This is a genomic window from Burkholderia sp. 4M9327F10 (assembly GCF_005503145.1).
In the GTDB taxonomy this organism is placed as follows: Bacteria; Pseudomonadota; Gammaproteobacteria; order Burkholderiales; family Burkholderiaceae; genus Paraburkholderia.
Genome location: NZ_SCNV01000001.1, coordinates 88678 through 106911, shown reverse-complemented (window position 1 = coordinate 106911; position 18234 = coordinate 88678). Strand labels below are relative to the sequence as shown.

The 18234-nt window shown below is 64.3% G+C and carries 20 protein-coding genes; 12 read left to right on the top strand and 8 right to left on the bottom strand.

All coding sequences use genetic code 11. From position 1 onward, the window contains the following. Nucleotides 1–10 precede the first annotated feature (10 nt). On the bottom strand, nt 11–463 hold the full coding sequence (locus FFS45_RS00500; protein WP_212745676.1) for a GNAT family N-acetyltransferase: 453 nt from the start codon (nt 461–463) through the stop codon (nt 11–13). A 185-nt stretch (nt 464–648) separates the two neighbouring features. On the opposite strand from FFS45_RS00500, the gene FFS45_RS00495 reads away from it, so the two are divergent. The 3 genes from FFS45_RS00495 (at nt 649) to FFS45_RS00485 (ending at nt 3813) form a co-directional block, all read left to right on the top strand. Next, entirely contained in the window at nt 649–1014 is a 366-nt protein-coding gene (locus tag FFS45_RS00495; protein WP_137952736.1) for a glyoxalase, read from the top strand. Nucleotides 1015–1235: 221 nt separating this feature from the next. Further along, on the top strand, nt 1236–3386 hold the full coding sequence (locus FFS45_RS00490) for a tetratricopeptide repeat protein (protein WP_137952735.1): 2151 nt from the start codon (nt 1236–1238) through the stop codon (nt 3384–3386). A gap of 25 nt (nt 3387–3411) precedes the next feature. After that, on the top strand, nt 3412–3813 hold the full coding sequence (locus FFS45_RS00485; protein ID WP_137952734.1) for a VOC family protein: 402 nt from the start codon (nt 3412–3414) through the stop codon (nt 3811–3813). A gap of 38 nt (nt 3814–3851) precedes the next feature. Here the strand turns inward: FFS45_RS00485 and FFS45_RS00480 are convergent, their stop codons facing one another. Further along, entirely contained in the window at nt 3852–4577 is a 726-nt protein-coding gene (locus tag FFS45_RS00480) for a DeoR/GlpR family DNA-binding transcription regulator (RefSeq protein ID WP_137952733.1), read from the bottom strand. Between the two features lie 276 nt (nt 4578–4853). Between FFS45_RS00480 and FFS45_RS00475 the strand changes: the two genes are divergently transcribed. Continuing rightward, nucleotides 4854–5285: a DoxX family protein gene (locus tag FFS45_RS00475; protein ID WP_137952732.1), complete on the top strand. Its 432-nt coding sequence runs from the start codon at nt 4854–4856 to the stop codon at nt 5283–5285. 33 nt (nt 5286–5318) lie between these two features. Further along, a complete protein-coding gene (locus FFS45_RS00470) occupies nt 5319–5591 on the top strand; it encodes a hypothetical protein (RefSeq protein WP_137952731.1) in 273 nt (90 codons plus the stop codon). 27 nt (nt 5592–5618) lie between these two features. Here FFS45_RS00470 and FFS45_RS00465 read toward each other — a convergent pair whose 3' ends face one another. Both FFS45_RS00465 and FFS45_RS00460 read right to left on the bottom strand, forming a co-directional pair. Continuing rightward, entirely contained in the window at nt 5619–7085 is a 1467-nt protein-coding gene (locus tag FFS45_RS00465; RefSeq protein WP_137952730.1) for an MFS transporter, read from the bottom strand. A gap of 173 nt (nt 7086–7258) precedes the next feature. Next, nucleotides 7259–8575 carry an MFS transporter gene (locus FFS45_RS00460; protein WP_137952729.1) on the bottom strand — a complete coding sequence of 439 codons (1317 nt, stop codon included), beginning with the start codon at nt 8573–8575 and terminating at the stop codon, nt 7259–7261. A 412-nt stretch (nt 8576–8987) separates the two neighbouring features. Between FFS45_RS00460 and FFS45_RS00455 the strand changes: the two genes are divergently transcribed. Continuing rightward, entirely contained in the window at nt 8988–9725 is a 738-nt protein-coding gene (locus FFS45_RS00455) for a response regulator transcription factor (RefSeq protein ID WP_137952728.1), read from the top strand. Between the two features lie 66 nt (nt 9726–9791). On the opposite strand, the gene FFS45_RS00450 is transcribed toward FFS45_RS00455, so the two are convergent. Then, complete coding sequence (locus FFS45_RS00450; protein WP_137952727.1) at nt 9792–10697, bottom strand: dihydrodipicolinate synthase family protein; 906 nt, start codon at nt 10695–10697, stop codon at nt 9792–9794. Between the two features lie 369 nt (nt 10698–11066). Between FFS45_RS00450 and FFS45_RS00445 the strand changes: the two genes are divergently transcribed. The 6 genes from FFS45_RS00445 (at nt 11067) to FFS45_RS00420 (ending at nt 16043) form a co-directional block, all read left to right on the top strand. Further along, nucleotides 11067–12026: a 4-hydroxyproline epimerase gene (locus tag FFS45_RS00445; protein ID WP_137952726.1), complete on the top strand. Its 960-nt coding sequence runs from the start codon at nt 11067–11069 to the stop codon at nt 12024–12026. Beyond that, nucleotides 12023–13150: an FAD-binding oxidoreductase gene (locus FFS45_RS00440; protein ID WP_137952725.1), complete on the top strand. Its 1128-nt coding sequence runs from the start codon at nt 12023–12025 to the stop codon at nt 13148–13150. Before FFS45_RS00445 ends, FFS45_RS00440 begins: the two co-directional genes overlap by 4 nt. Continuing rightward, the gene (locus FFS45_RS00435) at nt 13143–13412 is read left to right on the top strand and encodes a (2Fe-2S)-binding protein (protein ID WP_137952724.1); all 270 of its coding nucleotides are present in this window, start codon (nt 13143–13145) and stop codon (nt 13410–13412) included. Before FFS45_RS00440 ends, FFS45_RS00435 begins: the two co-directional genes overlap by 8 nt. 2 nt (nt 13413–13414) lie before the next feature. Then, entirely contained in the window at nt 13415–14719 is a 1305-nt protein-coding gene (locus tag FFS45_RS00430; protein WP_137952723.1) for an FAD-dependent oxidoreductase, read from the top strand. Nucleotides 14720–14806: 87 nt separating this feature from the next. Further along, nucleotides 14807–15592, top strand: coding sequence for an AraC family transcriptional regulator (locus FFS45_RS00425; RefSeq protein WP_137952722.1), 786 nt, complete (start codon nt 14807–14809; stop codon nt 15590–15592). A 112-nt stretch (nt 15593–15704) separates the two neighbouring features. After that, nucleotides 15705–16043, top strand: coding sequence for a hypothetical protein (locus FFS45_RS00420; protein ID WP_137953066.1), 339 nt, complete (start codon nt 15705–15707; stop codon nt 16041–16043). A gap of 49 nt (nt 16044–16092) precedes the next feature. On the opposite strand, the gene FFS45_RS00415 is transcribed toward FFS45_RS00420, so the two are convergent. The 3 genes from FFS45_RS00415 to FFS45_RS00405 all read right to left on the bottom strand — a co-directional run bounded on the left by FFS45_RS00415 (nt 16093) and on the right by FFS45_RS00405 (nt 18165). Beyond that, on the bottom strand, nt 16093–16347 hold the full coding sequence (locus tag FFS45_RS00415; RefSeq protein ID WP_137953065.1) for a hypothetical protein: 255 nt from the start codon (nt 16345–16347) through the stop codon (nt 16093–16095). Nucleotides 16348–16482: 135 nt separating this feature from the next. Next, nucleotides 16483–16812, bottom strand: a complete 330-nt coding sequence (locus FFS45_RS00410) for a hypothetical protein (RefSeq protein ID WP_137952721.1) — start codon at nt 16810–16812, stop codon at nt 16483–16485. Between the two features lie 171 nt (nt 16813–16983). Beyond that, entirely contained in the window at nt 16984–18165 is a 1182-nt protein-coding gene (locus FFS45_RS00405) for a porin (protein WP_137952720.1), read from the bottom strand. Between the last annotated feature and the right edge of the window lie 69 nt (nt 18166–18234).

Here is an 18234-nt window from a genome sequence, read left to right as displayed (position 1 = left end):
CTCCATCAACCTAGAAATCCAGTTGCAACTGGACATCTCCATCGTCGAGTACACCGACGCGCCTGAAGCCAAGGCGAACGTATAACTTGCCGGCTACCTCGTTGCCGGGCTTATGCATCGTGTAGGCCCGCCTCGCTCCCATGGCTTGCATCTCGGCCAAGGCGAGGCGCACGGCCTCGTACCCCAGTCCTTTGCCCTGATGCGTTTGCGCAATCATCATGCGGAACAGCCAGTACACGTCGTGCTTGCCGTCGCTATCTTCTTCGTCCTTGCAATACATCAGGAAGCCTACTACTTCGGTATCGAGCATGATCGCGCGCGGCTGATAATGCGGTTCGAACTTCGATTCGGCGATGGAGTAGACGTTGGGAGCGACAAAGCCGCGCTGGCTTTCCGGCAAAACGAGCTTGGCGCAGGTGGTCCAGTTGTCCTTCGTCACGGGTTGCAGCGTAATCTGCGTCAACTTTGTTGCTCCTGCTTTTTTGTTTGGTGTGGCCGGGAGCTTAGCGCACCGCTACGAAAATCGCTCGCGCATGTTTTTTATAGAGCGGAAGTGAATGAATCAATCGCTGCGCATTAGCCTGTAAGTCGCCCGATTGCGTGCCGCGTTATAGTGCGTCGACACACAACAAGATCGGGAGCGCATCCATGCCGGTAGTCGGAATCGACCACGTTCAGTTAGCCATGCCCGCAGGTGGGGAAGCGGCTGCGCGACGTTTCTTCGGCGATATTCTCGGGCTTGGCGAGTTGCCAAAGCCGGCGGATCTGGCGGCGCGAGGCGGCGTCTGGTTTGCCTGCGGCGCGATTCAATTGCATCTGGGTGTGGAGAAGGATTTCCGGCCCGCGTTGAAAGCACATCCGGGCCTGATCGTCGATTACCTGGCGCCGATTGTCGCCAGCCTGAACGAGGCAGGGTATCCGGTCAAGAGCGATGTGGCGATCGACGGCTTTACCCGCGTGTTTACCGCCGATCCATTCGGCAACCGCATCGAACTCCTCGAACCCGTCCGCTAACAGCGACCACCCCAAGGGCCGCAGTTTCTCCTCACCGGCCCATCCACCGAATAGCGTGCTCCAACACGCTTATTTCTCCCCATCGCGCGGCTTGCACTTGCCTTAACCTTGTTGTGGGGCGCTCCGACTGCACGATGGGCGTCCCCGCGATACCCGCAAGACATCCACACCCGAAAAGCCTTCTCTGACCTTACAAACGCCGAACCAGGCAATCTCAACCTATGACTTCGGCATCGACGTTAGCGCCCTCCAGCACAGCCCCTCATCAGTTGGCCATTTCGCTCTGTTCGGCCGGGAAATTCACCGAAGCCGCGGCGTTGCTGCAACCGGTGCTCGCGTCGCGCGAGAGCGCTGAGCGTCACATCCTGGTGGAGACCTTGAACGTCGCCGCCGTCTGCGCGCTTGGTCTGAACCAGTGGGCGGATGCGGAAAACTACTGGCGCGAGTCGATCCGGCTTCAGCCCGATTTTGTCGACGCCTATAACAATCTCGGCATTCTGCTGAAGGGGCTGAACCGGCTGGAGGAAGCGGAGGCGATGTTTCGCAGCGTGGCGTCGATCCGTCCCGACCAGCCGCAGGCCTACAACAATCTCGGTGCGGTGCTGTATGCCCTCAAGCGCTTCGGCGATGCGGAAGTCGCCTACCGGCAGGCGCTCGCGCTGCGCCCCGACTACGCCGAGGCGCTCTATAACCTGGGCATCGTGCTCTACGATCACCGCCGCTACGATGACGCGGAAAACGCCTACCGGCAGTCGCTGGCGGCGCGCCCAGACTGTGCGGAGGCGCATAACAACCTGGGCAACACACTCAGGGAGCTGGGGCGGATAGCGGAGGCAGAGCGGGCTTACCGGCAGGCGCTGACAATCCGCCCGCAGTATGCCGAGGCGCTCAATAACCTCGGCAGTGTGTTGAAAACACTCCATCGGCTGCCCGAAGCTGAGCTTGCCTGCCGCCTTGCCGTAACGATTCGCACGAACTACCCCGAGGCGCACAACAACCTGGGCAGCGTGCTGGGCGATCTCAAGCGGCCGGCCGAAGCGGAGACCGCGTACCGTCAGGCGTTGGCGCAGCGCCCTGATTACGCGGAAGCGCACTACAACCTCGGCATCGTGCTGCACAAACTGGAGCGTCTTGCCGAAGCGGAAATGGCGTATCGCGAGGCGCTCGTCATCAATCCGGCCGGCGTCGAGGCGCACAACAACCTCGGTGGCGTGCTACAGGCCCTCGACCGCTTGCCCGAGGCTGCTGCGGCTTACCAGCAGGCGCTTGCGTTGCGTCCCGAGCTCATCGAAGCGCATTACAACCTGGGCAACGTATTCAAGGAACTCGGACGCCTCGCCGAAGCCGAGGCGTCTTACCGGCGAGCGATCTCCATTCGCGCCGACTATGCCGACGCCAGCTTCGCGCTAGCGACGCTGCTGATCAGTCTCGGCCAGTTCGAAGAAGGGTTTCGGCTTTACGAGTACCGCTATCGGAAGCAGGACTTCATCTACCACAAGACGCCGGGCTTGCTGCCTTGCCCGCAGTGGCACGGCGATGCACTCGCAGGCAAGTCGCTGCTGCTCTGGCAGGAAGACGGCATCGGCGACATCGTGCAGTTCGCTCGCTATCTGCCGCTGATCAAGGCGCAGGGCGCCGTTCATGTCACGGTAGCTTGTCTTCCGGCGCTGCAGCGCTTGCTGGCCGCCTTGGATGGTGTCGACGCCGTGCTCGATCACGAAAGCGCCTTGGCGAAGGCCGCGGAATTCGATTACTGGACCAGCTTGTTGAGTGCGCCGCTGCATTTTCGCACCACCCTGGAGACGATTCCGCCGGTCACGCGGCTTGAGCTCGCTGCGCCGCTCGTCGAGCATTGGCGCGCGCGGCTGGCGGCGCTACCCGCGGGGCGCCGGATCGGCCTGGTCTGGAAGGGCAATCCGCGGCATCAGAACGACGCTAACCGGTCGCTGCCTTCGCTCACCGTTCTCGCGCCGCTGTGGAGTGTTCCGGATGTCTGCTTTGTGAGCCTGCAGAAAGGACAGGGCGAGGACGAGGGGCGCTCGCCACCGGCTTGCCAGCCCTTGCTGCATCTCGGCTCCGAGGTAACCGATATCGCGGACAGCGCGGCTATCATTGCTGGGCTGGATCTTGTGATCTGCGTCGATACGTCGATCGCCCACCTCGCTGCGTCATTGGGTAAGCCGTGCTGGGTCATGTTGCCTGGGCAGGGGCTCGATTGGCGCTGGATGCATGAACGTACCGATTCGCCGTGGTATCCGCAGACGCTGCGGCTGTTCCGGCGCGGGACCGAGGAGGGCTGGCCGGCAGTGATCGAGCGTGTGCGCGCAGCGTGTCTGGAAGAGCTTCCGGTTGCGCTTGCTTCGGATAACTGACACCTATACGGCATCCCTCATCATCATGAGCTTCTCTGTAGACACGCTTGACCACCTCGTTCTGAACGTAGCGGACGTCGAAGCTAGCGCACAGTGGTATGTCCGTGTGCTCGGCATGCAGCGCATCGACTTCGAGTCGCGCACGGGCGTGCGGGTCGCCGTTCACTTCGGCGCGCACAAGATCAATCTGCGCCCGAAGGACGCCGACACTGTCGCTTGGTTTACCGGCGTGGCGCCGGTGCCGGGCAGCGCGGATTTATGCTTTGTAACCCAGGCGAGCCCTGATGCCGTCAAGGCGCATTGGCTGGCGCAAGGCGTTGCAATCGAGGCGGGTCCAAGCCCTCGCACCGGCGCACGCGGTCCCATGACCTCGGTCTATTGCCGCGATCCGGACGGCAACCTGATCGAAGTGGCCACCTATCCGTGAGCCAATGACACGCCAGGACGCAGGGGCGCTCAGCAGGCTTATTTACGCTGGCACAGCTCCTGCCCCTTCTCGGTGATGATCGAATCGAAGTCGTCGATCTGCGAGAAGCGCACCGCCTTGACTACGCCGAACTTGCTCGTATCCACCACGAGATGTCGTTCGACGGCGCTCGCCATGGCCGCCTGCTTGAGCGCAACCTCGTGGAAGTTCCAGCACGTGACGCCGCGTGCCTGATCCACACCGCCCGCGGAAATAAACGCCTTGTTGATGCCCATGCGGCGCAGCACCTCGATGCTCTCTTCACCGGCGAATGAATCCGACGACGGCACGTACATGCCGCCGAGCAGGATCATGCGCACGTTCGGCTTGCGCCGCAGGATTTCCGCGACATTCAGCGAGTAGCAGACCACCGTGACATGCCGCTCGGCAGGAATCAGCCGCGCGAGCGTAGTGAGGGTGGTGCCGCAATCAATGAAGAGCGTTTCGTTGTCGGAGATGAGTTTCGCGGCGAATGCCGAGGCCTCGGCCTTGGCTTGCGCGAAGTGGTCCTTTTCCTGTTCCAGCGAGTAGCCGGCAGTGTTCGGCACGTCGGTCGCGCTGACGATGTAGCCGCCCAGGTAGGTGAACTGCCCGGGGCTCGCGGCGACGTCACGGCGTACGGTCATCTCGGAGACGCCAAGCAGCGCGGCCGCGTCGCGCAGACGCATCACATTTTGTCTGGCCAGCGCGTCAGCGAGCGCGCGAAGGCGATCAGTTTTCAGCATGGAAGTCCTGGGGCCCGTGACGCACAGGTGCGTTATATTTTGTTCGAAATCATGAAAGGATTATAACAAGAGCCGTCTCGCGCGGCGAGCCATCGGTCGAGCAATCGGCTGGCCGATTGATGCCGTTTTGTAGGGAAAACTCGCCTGATAGAGGGCGGGCAGGGCGCGTTTTTGCTTGGAGATGCGTGCCATTGGGCATATTCTGACAGGCAATTACCGGGAACTGACAGCGTATCGCCCGGTCTTCTCCTTATTCACCTACAGGAGCCCTCTCTCATGACGCGTCCCGGCGATTCCATCGTAATCTTCATCGCACGTTTGGCTCTGGCCGTTTTGTTCCTGTGGGGCGGCGTGATGAAACTGATGGGATATGCGGGTTTTGTCGGGTATCTGCAGGGCCGGGGCGTGCCGTTCGTGCAGATCGCGGCGCCGCTCGCCACTGCCGTCGAGGCGCTGGGCGGCCTGTGCCTGGTGCTTGGCTTCAAGATTCGCCCACTGGCGCTCATCATGGCGGTGTACACGGTGGCGACCGCCGTCCTCGGGCACGATTTCTGGAATGTGACGGACGCAGCCATGCAGCACGACATGGTGATTCACTTCTGGAAGAACATCGGGATTGCCGGTGGCTTTCTCCTGCTGTTCGTGACCGGCGCCGGTGGTATCAGCATTGACGGCGCTCGCGCGCCGCGCGGCGGCCTGCACCGCTGACAGGCTGTTTCAATCCGGGGCTAGGAGTCGGCAATGATTCAAAATTTTGAGCAATCGATTGATGGCAAGAGCATGGCGTTTTGCGCGAGTCTCGGCGAAGGGCCGACGCCGCATCGCGTCATCATCAGCCGGGCGGATTCGGCGGAAACGCTGGTGATTCTCGACGCCTCGGGCTTTCTCGGGGCGCTCAAGGCGGAGATCGAAGAACCCGCCAGGCTGATCGCCGATGCGATCCGCAAGGTGCAGGGCGAAGGTCTGATTGAGCGTGCGCTCGATTCGGGAGAGATTCAGGAGGCGTCGCTGTAGCGTTGTGCCTGCTACAGCGGTTTTTGCCTAGCTGCGTTCAGTGGCTCGCACAGCGTTGCGCGGACGCTTCGTGGCCTCTTCATGTTGTTGCTGCGCATGCGGCTCCGGATGGACGAGGCACGCCAGCACCAGCGCCGTAAGCAGCAGACCCGCGGAAATCGCCGTGGCCGCCTGCATGCCGAACACGATATGCGCGGCGCCCGCTCCGCTCACCAGCGCGCCGAACGCTGCCACGCCCACGGCGCCACCCGCTTGCCGGGCGGTGTTCAGGACCGCGGAGGCCGTGCCGGCGCGTTGCCGTTCGACCGACGCCAGCACAGCGGTGGTCATGGCCGGCACTGCCAGACCCATGCCGGACGGAATCAGCAGGAACGGCAGCAGCAGTCCGATCAGCGGCGTGGTTGCGTCCACCAGATGCAGCAGCCCATAGCCGAGGCCAGCGGTGATTGCGCCGCAGATCATCGGCACCCGCACGCCGTAGTGTCCGACCACCCATCCACTCAGCACGTTCGAGACCAGGAATCCACCCGTCAGCGGCAGGAATGCAAGGCCGGCCTGCAACGGCGTGTAGCCACGCACGCGCTGCAGATAGAGGCTCAACACGAACACCATGCCGTAGTACGTCAGGTTCACGCAGATACCGAACAGCACGGCTGCGCTGAACGTGCGCTTGCGGAACAGCGACAGTGGCAGCATCGGTGCGGCGACGCGGGCTTCGCTTATCACGAAGGCGATTCCTGCGATGAGCGCAAGCGCAAAGCCGCCCGCAACGAGCGGATTGGTGAAGCCCAGTGGACGCCATTCGATCACGGCGCCGGTAAAGGCGGTCAGCGCAACGATGGCAAGACACTGACCCACCAGGTCGATGCTGCGCGGCGGTTGTGCGGCGGCTGCCGGCGCCTGGGCCGCGCGAGGCGAGGGAACGTACGCAAAGGTGGCGAGCAGGCCGGCCGCGCACAACGGCAGATTCACGAGAAAGATGCTGCGCCAGCCGAAGGCGGCGATCAGCAGGCCGCCGACCACCGGACCGGCCGCAATCGAAATCGCGCCGGCGGCGGTCCACAGACCCACGGCGCGCGCCCGCAGTTTCGGATCGTGCCCGCACGCCTGGTTGAGCAGGGCCAGCGAGTTCGGCAGCATCGCAGCAGCGCCGATACCCTGCAGCGCACGCGCGGCAACCAGCGTCGCGCCGTTGAGCGCGAGGCCGCAGGCAAGCGAGGCAAGCGCGAAGATCACAATGCCGCCGGCATACATGCGGCGTGCGCCGAGCCGGTCGCCGAGCACACCCGCGGACAGCATCAGCACGGCGAAGGCGAGCGTGTAGGCGTCGACGATCCATTGCAGGCCCGCGACGCTCGCGTGCAGGTCTGCGCCGATCCTGGCGAGCGCAATGTTGACGATGGTCACGTCGAGCTGCGTGACGACGAACCCGACGCTGACCGTCGCGACGAGGCGAGCGATGGCGGGGGTGAAGGGGGCGGTGGTCGTTTTCATGAGACCTATCTTAGCCCCGCCTGGCACCCGACGTTTCGGCGCGGCGTGAAGTGTCGATGTAGCGGGGAATCGAGCGCGAGTCTACTATTTGCCGGCTCGATTCGCTCTGCCGCTGGCCTGCTGCCCCCCCGCTGCTGCCCCCGCTGTTGACCCCGTTCAGTGGCCTGGCCGGATTAGCGGCCCGGCGCTTGTCCCTGCTGCGCGTCCTTGATGAAGAAGGTGGTCAGCGCACCGACCATGCACACGGCGCCGACATACAGCGCGGGCGCCATTGGATTGGACTTCATCATCAGCGAGACGACGACCGGCGTGAGGCCGCCGAACACGGCGTAGGCGACGTTATACGAGAACGAGATGCCCGAGAAGCGCACCGCGGCCGGAAACGCCTTCACCATCACGAACGGCACGGCGCCGATCACGCCGACGAGGAACCCCGTCAACGCATAGAGCGGCAGCAGCTTGGCGGGATCGACGGTGAGTTGCGCGAACATCACGTAGTACGACGCGGCCAGCGCGAAACCGCCGATAAACAGCGTGCGTCCCGCGCCAATGCGTCCCGCGATCGAGCCGGCCACCACGCAGCCGAGCGTCAGGCACAGCGTCGCCACGCCGTTGGCCAGCAGGGCCGTGGCGGGGGCGATATGGAATTGCTTTTGCAGCAGCGTCGGCGTCATCAGGATCACGACGACGATCGCAGCGGACAGCATCCACGTCAGCAGCATCGACACGGCGACTGCGCGGCCATGGTCGCGCAGCACCGCTTTCAAGGGAATTTCCGCGGCGAGCGACTTGCGTTGCTTCAGATCCGCGAACACCGGCGTCTCATGCAGCCAGCGGCGCAGGTAAACCGAGAACAGGCCGAACACGCCGCCAAGCAGGAACGGAACCCGCCAGGCAAAAGCGGTGATTTCCGCCGGCGCGAAATGCCGGTTGACGCCCGAGGCGACCAGCGAACCGAGCAGGATGCCCGCCGTCAGCCCGGCCGTGAGGGTGCCGCAGGCATAGCCGACATGACGTTGCGGCACGTGTTCCGACACGAACACCCACGCACCCGGCACTTCGCCGCCCACCGCCGCGCCTTGCAGCACGCGCAGCACCAGCAGCAGCACCGGCGCCAGCAGGCCGATGCTGGCGTAAGTGGGCAGCAGGCCCATCAACAGCGTCGGCACCGACATCAGCAGCACGCTCAGCGTGAACATGCGCTTGCGGCCGAGCAGGTCGCCGAAGTGGGCCATGATGATGCCGCCGAGCGGCCGCGCCAGATAGCCGGCGGCGAAGATGCCGAAGGTCTGCAACTGGCGCAGCCAGTCGGGGATCGCTTGCGGGAAGAACAGTTGTCCAATCGCCGGGGCGAAGAACACGAAGATGATGAAGTCGTAGAACTCCAGCGCGCCGCCAAGGGCGGCGAGGCCGAGCGTTTTGTAGTCGCTTGAGCCGAGGGGGCGTGGGGCGACAGCCTGCTGTGCTCCACCCAGATTTGTTGCTTGCATTGCTATGTCGTTTTATTGAATGAGAAGCCACGCTTGGCGCGTGGAATACGGCGGTTGTCGGGCGAGAAGTGCGAAGGCGCTGGGTAGAGCACGGAACACGGGCGCGTCTGCCGGGATACGGCAGGTGCGGTGACAACGTCGGCCAAGCGGGGATTTTACCCGACGCAGCGGAAAGTCCGCCGGAAGTGCTTAATTAGATTGAACAAGTTCGATTTTCGGCGGCACGGCGCAAAGGCCTGTTTGCCGTTTCCCCACACGACGCGAGCGGCAAGAGGCCCAATGCAAAACGCATATGTGCCTGAAAACCCTGAGCGGCCGCCCGGTGGGTAATTTTTCAGACTGCTCCTATGTGCTGCCGGCAGGACGACTCCCAGAATCGCCTCCGACCACCTATCAGCTGAGAGTTATCCCCATGCGTATTGCCATCCTTCAGTGCGACCCCCTGCAGCGCCAGTCGATCGAAAAGATCCTGGAACAAGCGGGCCATAGCTGCGTGACTTATGACGACGGACTGAACATGTCGAAGGCGCTCGCCCGTTCGACTGTCGATCTGCTCATACTCGACTGGAACGGCGTGCGCCTGTCCGGTGTCGACGTGTTGAAAGCGGTGCGGGCCGTGGGTGCGGACCGCACGCCGGTGATGTTCGCTTCGCGCGACGGCACGGAGGCCAGCGCGGTCCGCGCGTTCGTCGCCGGTGCGGACGATTACGTGCTGTTGCCGGTGCGTCCCGCGGAGTTCCGCGAACGCGTCGCTGCGCTGCTGCGGCGCGCGTATCCGGACCAGCACAGCGTCGCGAGCTTCGATGTCGGTCCGTATCACTTCGACGCGCATCGCCAGCTTGTCACGCTGCGTGGCGTGCCGGTGCCGTTGTCGGGCACGCAGTACCGTCTCGCGTCGCTGTTCTTCTCGAACATTGGCCGTGTGATGTCGCGCGATCATATCTTCGCGATGGTGTGGGGCCGCGAATTCCGTGAATTCACCCGCACCATCGACAGTCACGTGTCGCGCCTGCGCCTGCTGCTCGAGATCGACCAGCAAAACGGCTTTCGCCTTCAGCCGGTCTATAAGAGCGGTTACCGCTTGCTGAGCCTGCGCGAAGGCGCGCACAGCAGGAATGAGGCGCCCAGGCCCCGTCTTGCGGTGGCGTGAGCTTCCAGCGCAGTTTTCCCAGATGCGCCGCGCCGCGGTTCGCCCAAAACCGCCGGCGCTTCTTGCTCAGAGTAGCGGCAAGGCAGGGCGCGTTTCGAGCGAATGGCGGATCAGCGCTTCAACCGCCTTGCGCTCGTCGCCGGCGAGCGGCAGACGCGGCGGCCGCACCGGCTCCGTGCCGAGTCCTACCATCGCTTCGGCGAGCTTGATGTTCTGCACCAGCTTCGGCGAGACATCGAGTGCGAGCAGCGGGGCAAACCAGCGGTAAATCGCGCGGGCCTCTTCCACACGTCCTGCCTTGATGAGCTTGTAGATCGCCACCGTCTCGCGCGGAAATGCGCATACGAGGCCGGCTACCCAGCCGTGCGCGCCCATCAGGACCGCTTCCATCGCAAGGTTGTCGACGCCGCACAGGATTGCGTAGCGGTCGCCGACTGCGTTGATCAGATCCGTCACCCGGCGCACGTCGCCACACGATTCCTTGATAGCGACGATCTTCTTTTCGTCGGCCAGCTCAGCGAACATCTCCGGCGTCGTATCCACACCGTACGCGATCGGGTTGTTGTAGATCATCAGCGGCAAGGCGCTGGCGTCGGCCACGCTACGGAAATGCTGCAGCGTCTCGCGGCGGTCCGACAGGTAGCGCAGGCCCGGCAACACCATATAACCCGCCGCGCCGTGCTTCACGCCGGCCTCGGCCTGACGGCATGCGTCGAGCGTGCTGTTTTCAGCGATCGTCAGCAGCACCGGCACACGCCCCCTGGCGGCGTCCACTGCGATATCGAGCACTTCCAGTTTTTCGTCGAGAGAGAGCGTCGAGGCTTCGCCGAGGGAGCCGCACACGATGATCCCGTCCACGCCCGCATCGATCTGCGCTTCGATATTTTTCCCGGTCCACGCACGGTCTATGCTGAAATCCGCGTTGAACTTGGTGGTGACTGCAGGCAATACGCCTTCCCAGATGTGTGCCACAGCTTCTCTCCTGAGTGTGATGAATGGCTCGCAGTGTAAGCAGGGAAAATGCTGCTGTCTTGCGCGATCGGCGCGTGCCGGATGACGATTTCAGCATAGGCGATGTGCAGCGATGCCGCCGGAAAAACCTCACATGCTGCCTGAATAAGCCTTCGGCAAGACATTCTTGCTGATCGGTTCGCGGCTCCGTGGAAGTTATTTCCTGGCATATGGGCGGCTAGCCGGTTGCACCTGGCCTACGGTGGCTTGCGCCGCTCGCGGGGAGCGCTCCGGCACGTTGTCACGTGTGTGGGAGACTATGCTGAAATCGTCATAATCTGCGCATAATGACGCCAAGACTGGCTGCGCCTGCGTTCCTAAGATGGCGGCATGAAAACCCTAAACGTAATTGACTCGCACACCGGTGGTGAACCGACCCGCCTGGTTGTGTCCGGTGGCCCCGATCTCGGCAACGGGACGCTGGCCGAGCGGCTCGAGGTGTTCCGCACGCGTTTCGACGACTGGCGCGCCGGCATCGTCACCGAGCCGCGCGGTTCGGACGTGGTGGTGGGCGCGTTGCTGTGCGAGCCGGACCATGCGGATTGCGCGGCCGGTGTGATCTTTTTCAATAACGTCGGCTACCTCGGTATGTGCGGTCACGGCACGATCGGGCTGGTGGTTTCGCTCGCTCATATGGGACGGATCGGTCCGGGGCAGCACCGCATCGAGACGCCGGTCGGCATCGTCGAGGCTACGCTCAATCCGGACGGCAGTGTCGCGGTGCGCAACGTACCGGCTTATCGTTACCGCCAGGCGGTGAGCGTCGATGTGCCGGGTTACGGTGCGCTGACGGGCGATATCGCCTGGGGTGGCAACTGGTTTTTCCTCGTCGCCGAGCATGGCCGCACGCTCGAAGCGCGCCATATTCCCGAATTGACCACCTTCAGCTCGGCGATTCGCGATGCGCTGATTGCGCAGCAGATCACCGGCGCCGACGGCGCGCTGATCGACCACATCGAGCTGTTCGCAGCCGGTTCGCGCGAGGGGATCGATAGCCGCAGCTTCGTGCTGTGTCCCGGCAACGCCTACGACCGTTCACCTTGCGGCACCGGCACCAGCGCCAAGGTGGCGTGCCTCGCCGCCGACGGCAAGCTGGCCGAAGGGGCGGTGTGGCGCCAGGAGAGCATTATCGGCAGCGTGTTCGAAGCCACCTACCGGCACGTGGACGAAGCTGGCGGCGAGCGCATGAGCGTGGTGCCGACCATCACCGGACACGCACACATCATGGCCGAAGGGCGCCTGTGTTTCGACGAGCGTGATCCGTTTGCATGGGGCCTGCGCACGGCATGACGGCAGAGGTGCTTATCGTCGGTGCGGGGATTGTCGGTGCGGCGTGCGCGGCGGAGCTGGCTGCGTGCGGCATGCGGGTGGAGGTGCTGGAGCGCCGCGGCATAGGCGGCGGGGCGACGGCCGCGGGCATGGGGCATATTGTCGTGATGAACGACTCACCCGCCGAGTTCGCGCTGAGCGTCTATTCGCGCGAGCTGTGGCTCGCGCTCGCACCGCAACTGCGCGAGCGCGATGCATTTGCGCGCTGCGGCACGTTGTGGGTCGCGGCTGACGACGAAGAATGGCAAGCGGCCCGCGCCATGCACGAGGCGTTTGCGGCGCGAGGCGTGGCCGCGCAACTGCTCGATAGCGCTGCGCTGCGAGCCTGCGAACCGGCGCTTGCGGCGGACATGGCGGGCGGCCTGCGTATTGAACACGACAGCATCGTCTACGCACCGACTGTGGCCGAATGGTTGCTGACGCAATCACCTGCGGCCGGAAACATCCGCGTGCGGCTCGAAACGGAAGTGGCCGCTGTCGATGCGCAAGGTGTCACGCTCGCCAACGGCGAACGTATTGCCGCGGCTCATGTGATTGTGGCAAACGGGATTGCAGCGCAGACGCTGGTGCCGTCGCTGCCGCTTCAGCCGAAGAAGGGCCATCTGCTGATCACCGACCGCTATCCCGGCCTGATTCAACATCAACTGCTCGAACTCGGCTACATCAAAAGCGCCCATCATGCGACGGGCACGTCGGTGGCCTTCAATGCGCAGCCGCGGCCCACCGGCCAGTTGTTGATCGGCTCGTCGCGCCAGTTCGACACGACCGATCCCGCTGTCGAGATGTCCGTGCTCGCGCAGATGCTGCAACGGGCTGCGCGCTATCTGCCGGCGTTGCCGACGCTCAACGGGATTCGCGCGTGGACCGGCTTTCGCGCGGCCACGCCCGATGGCTTGCCGCTGATCGGCCGCATGAAAGACACGGTGCCGGGTCTGTGGCTGGCGGTTGGACACGAGGGGCTTGGCGTGACCACCTCGCTTGCCACGGCGAAACTGCTCGCCGCGCAAATTACGGAGGACGCAGCGCCGATTCCATTGGAGCCGTACCTGCCGCAGCGTTTCACGCTGGGAGCCTGCCATGTCTAGTCATCGCGCAAGCGAACGGGTCCGGGTCACAATCGACGCCCGCACGGTGGAGGTCGAGGCCGGCACTCTGGTCGTGGCCGCGCTGGCGCTGGCGGGGTTGCGCGGCACGCGCACGTCGGTGAGCGGACAGCCGCGCGCCGCCTTGTGCGGCATGGGCGTCTGCCAGGAGTGCCGCGTCACCATCGACGGCCGCGCGCATGCGCTGGCCTGTCAGACCGTCTGCCGCGATGGACAGGTCATTCAGACGACGGGGCCGGTGTGAACGTGAATCGGCACTATGACGTGGTGGTGGTAGGCGCAGGGCCGGCCGGGCTCAATGCCGCGCGTGCCGCTGCGCAATCCGGCGCGCGGGTTGCCGTGCTCGACGACAACCCGCGCATTGGCGGCCAGATCTGGCGGCAAGGACCGGGGCTAGGACCGGGGCAAGCGCGAAAGGCCTCGAAGGCGCCGCTGCGCGAACTGCACGCGGCATTGCAGACGCTTCCGAACGTCACCGTGTGGCCTTCGACGCGCGTGGTGGCGCCGTTGGCGCGGCGAGCGTTGCTGCTGGAGTCAGTGGAGCACGGCGGTAGCTGCATCGGCTATGGTCAACTGATCCTCGCGACCGGCGCCCGTGAACGGCTGCTGCCGTTTGCCGGCTGGACACTGCCTGGCGTGACCGGGGCGGGTGCACTGCAGGCGTTGATCAAGGGCGGCACACCGGTGCGCGGCGAGCGGATTGTGATTGCGGGTAGCGGGCCGCTGCTGCTGGCAACGCTCGCCACCGCGCGCGCGGCTGGGGCCGAGGTAGCCGCGGTGGTCGAGCAGGCCCCGGCGGCCGCGCTGGCGCGCTTCACCGCATCGCTCGCGGCGACACCTTCGAAGCTGGTACAGGCGGCGCAGTTGACACGCGGATTCGTTGGACTGCGTTACTGGAGCGGCAGTTTCGTGCGCGAGGCGCGCGGCGCCGGCCGGGTCGAAGAGGTGACGATCCTGCGCGGCGGTCGTGAGGTGACGCTCGCTTGCGAGCGCGTTGCCTGCGGCTATGGCCTGGTGCCGAACGTAACGCTTGCGCAAGCACTCGGATGCGCGCTCGACGAACGCGGTGCCGTGCGCGTGGACGACACGCAGCGAACCTCGGTTGAGGGTGTGCTGGCCGCGGGGGAATGCACGGGCATCGGCGGGATGGAGCTGGCGCGCGCCGAAGGCGAAATGGCGGGATGGGTGGCGAGCGGCGCAACCCACGATTTGACCGCGTTGCGCGCGCAACGCTCGCGCTGGCAGCGTTTTGCACAGCGCGTCGAGACCGCGTTTGCGCTGGGTGACGCGGCCCGGGCGTTGCCACCCGCGGACACACTGCTGTGCCGTTGCGAAGACGTGACGATCGCAGAAGTGCAGGCGCATTCGCATTGGCGCGACGCCAAACTGCACACCCGCTGCGGCATGGGCGCATGCCAGGGGCGCATCTGCGGGGCGGCGGCCAGCACCTATTTCGGCTGGCCGGCGGCGCAGCCGCGTCCGCCGTTCCATCCGGCGCAGATCGCCACGCTGATCGCGGCTGGCGAAGCCAGCCCGGCGCAGGCGCAGTGAGCGCGTGCCACTGATTTCTTCGTCGCCGCACGCGGCCCTATAATCGACCGCACACCATCACTGCACCGGATGCACGGGACACGCAAGATGAACACGCTGGCTCACCCGCACGACCTGGCCCATCCAGCCGATTCGGCCGACGCCACGCTGACGGGCATGCTTTCGCATTTCACGCTGCTCGAACCGGTCTTCGATGCGATGCCGGACGTGGTGTTTTTCGTCAAGGATGCTCACGCCCGCTACGCGCTGGTGAACCGCACGTTGGCCTCGCGCTGCGGCTACAAGGACAAGGCGGCGCTGCTCGGCAGGACCGCCGAGGATGTTTTCCCGCGCCGCTTCGGGCGCATCTACACGGCGCAGGACAAGGCGATCATCCATGTCGGCAACCAGATGGTCGACCAACTGGAGCTGCATCTCTATCCCGGGCGGCAACCCGGCTGGTGCCTGACCTGCAAGCAGCCGCTGCGCGATCCGGCGGGGCAGGTGGTGGGCCTGGCCGGAATTTCGCGCGATCTGAAAGCGGACGAGGGCAGCCATCCCGCCTATAGCCGGCTCGCGGCGGTGGTGCAGTACATTCAGGACAATTACGTGCAGCCGCTGAATCTGAAGCAGCTGGCGGCAATGGCGGATATGTCGGTGGCGCAGCTCGAGCGCTACTTTCATAAGGTGTTTCATCTCACGCCGCGCCAGGTGCTGCTGAAAACGCGCCTGGATGCAGCAACCGCGCTGCTGGTGTCGCACGACAAGGTCACGGACGTCGCTGCTCTTTGCGGTTATACGGATCACAGCGCGTTCACCCGGCAGTTCAAGGCGACCGTCGGCATCACGCCGACCGAATACCGCATGCTGCTGCATGGGACCGCGGCCAGCTAATGTGGCCAACCAGGTGGCCAATGAGGGTGGCCAGCCGAGGTGGCCGATCACGGTGGCCCACCAGGATGGCCGATTAACACGCCCAATCAACACCGCCAAACAAACGCTAGCACTGCATGGCAAGCCGTCGCCCGAGTCTCACTATTACGTCTACGTCGTCGAGTTGTCGGACAAGGTCTGGAACGAGGGGCGTTTTCGCCGCGCCAATCCGGACTACCGGTTCGAGCGGCCATGCGTGTATGTGGGGATGACGGGACTGGACCCGGACCTGCGCTTCGACCGGCATAAGGCCGATATTCAGGCGAATCGCTATGTGCGCGACTATGGCCTGCGGCTGATGCCGGAGCTGTATGAGGTGTTCAATCCGATGCCCTATGATGGTGCGCGGGACATGGAGGTGGAACTGGGGATCGGCTTGCGTGAAGCGGGTTACGCGGTGTGGCAGGCTTGATGAGCGGGTTTTGCGGCCAGAATGGCCGTCAGGCCGGCGGCTGGCCGGGTTAGCGGATACCCAGGCCGCGCAGTACGGCATTGCCTTCCGGCGTCAGGCGGATGCTCGGCGCACCGGCTTCGCTCGCCACCGTTTCGACGAGGCCGGCTTCGTGCAGCATCGGGATTTCAGGCTTGGCGAACGCGTCGATCGGCGCATGCAGCAACAGCAGGAGCGTGGCGAGTTCGTGGTGGCTGAGCAGCCGGCGCAGCATGGTCGGGCGCTTGGCCGGCACGGCCGTGTGGTTCGCGTCGCGATCAGTCATGTTCATGGTACCTACCTCCGGCTTTTCGTTGTCCGGTGGATCATGGGGCCCAAGTCTTAAACGATTCTTAAGACTCGGACCTGAGTCCGCCGACTTTTGTAACTTTTTATCCGGAGCTGATTACCAAGGCTTACGTCAGGGTGCGCAAATCTTGCTCGCGCCCTCAATCCAGAGATTGTCGACGTGGCGCTTGCCGGCGTAAAAGCGGTAGGTGGTCGCGCCGTTGTCAGCGCGGATCTTGACGACGTTCGAGTCGCCGAAATCGAGCATCTGGCCTTCCGGCAGCGGGGTGGTCTTGAAGGTGGCGTGATGTTTGGCGGCTTCCTGGGTCATGCACGCCACCACGTCGTTGACCGGGCGCTGCGTGTCGCCGTCGATCACGGGCTCGCCCGAATCCGGGTTCTGGAAATACGCGCAGGCGCTGAACAGCAGGGGAACGGACAGGGCTACGGCAAGCTTCTTCATAGGTCTCCAGATGTATCGGTTCTTGCCGCATGCAACTGGCGGCGTGCGGCCAGCGGCATGCGGCCGGCGCCAGACGGGCGGCGGCCGCAGACCGCGCGCCGCGCCGGATGGCGCATCAAAACGCGATTATATCGGCGCAAGAAGCGTGCCTCGGAGATGGGGACGCCGCGCCTAGAACGTCACCGCGATCCCCAGCATGCCGACGAACTGCGAATTCGTCGACGACGGCGTCGAGTTTTGCGAGTCGCCGACCGCCGGCGTCGCTTCCACGATATTGCCGGCACCCTTCGCGCCGAGCGTGTCGCCGCTGGCGCGCTGATAAGCCTCCAGCGCATACAGGGTGGTGCGCTTGGACAGGTGATAGGCCTGTTTCAGCGAGTACTGCTGGTAGCGCGCGGCGCTGGTGATGCCGTTGGCCTGCGACGCCAGCGTGTACGAGAACGCACCGGCAACATCGAAAGCCGGTGTGAACCGGTAGCTCGCAAGCGCCGCGTAAGTGTTGAAAATAGCCGTGTCGTGAAAAATCGACTGGCTGCCTGCGATGTACTGAACGTTCGAGTACGTGAGGCCCATCATCAGGTTGCCGATCGTGTAGTCGGCCGCCGCGGCGATGTGCTGGAGCGCCTTCGCCGACACGTAACCGGTATTCAGCGAGGAGGTTCCGAAGCTGCCCGTGGAGGCCGAATCGAAGCCGCTCGTCTGCTGCGCGTTGTCCATGCGCAGGTAACCGGCGGCGAGGTTGACCGTGCCGATGGCGTAGCGCACGCCCGCGCTGATGGTCTCGCCCTTGCCGGTGCTGCCGGCAATGCCGCCGAGCGCATACATGCCGCTCGCCTGCAGGCCGTTCCAGTTCGGCGTGGTGAACTGCAGCGAATTGTTGATGCGGATCGTGGTGTCGAGCCCGTCGATATCGCCCGGGTGTGCGCCCGTTGCGCCGGTCAGCCAGTTGCTGGAGGCGAGCGGCCCGACGAACAGGTAGTAGGGCGTGTACTGGCGGCCCATCGTGAAGGTACCGTAGACGGGATTTTGCACGCCAACATACGCTTGACGATTGAATATCTGGCTGGCCGACGAGAGCGCGCCGGTATTCGGATCGAAACCGTTCTGCAGATCGAAGATCACGCTGGTGCCGCCGCCAATGTCCTCCGTGCCGCGCAGGCCCCACTTCGATGCGTACAGGTTGCCCTGGCGCAGATAGGTGTTCGAGGCGCCCTTCTGGTTATTGGCATAGACGATGGCGTCGTCCACCGCCCCATACAGCGTGACGCTGCTTTGCGCGAAAGCCGGGCTGGCGAGCAGGGCCGCGCTGGCCGTAAATGCGAGTTTGGTGAATTTACCGCCTGATTGCTTCATCTGCAGTCTCCTTCGTTGTTGAAAAGATCGCCAAGGTAAATTGGTAGTTTTTATCGAGGCCTTATTCCG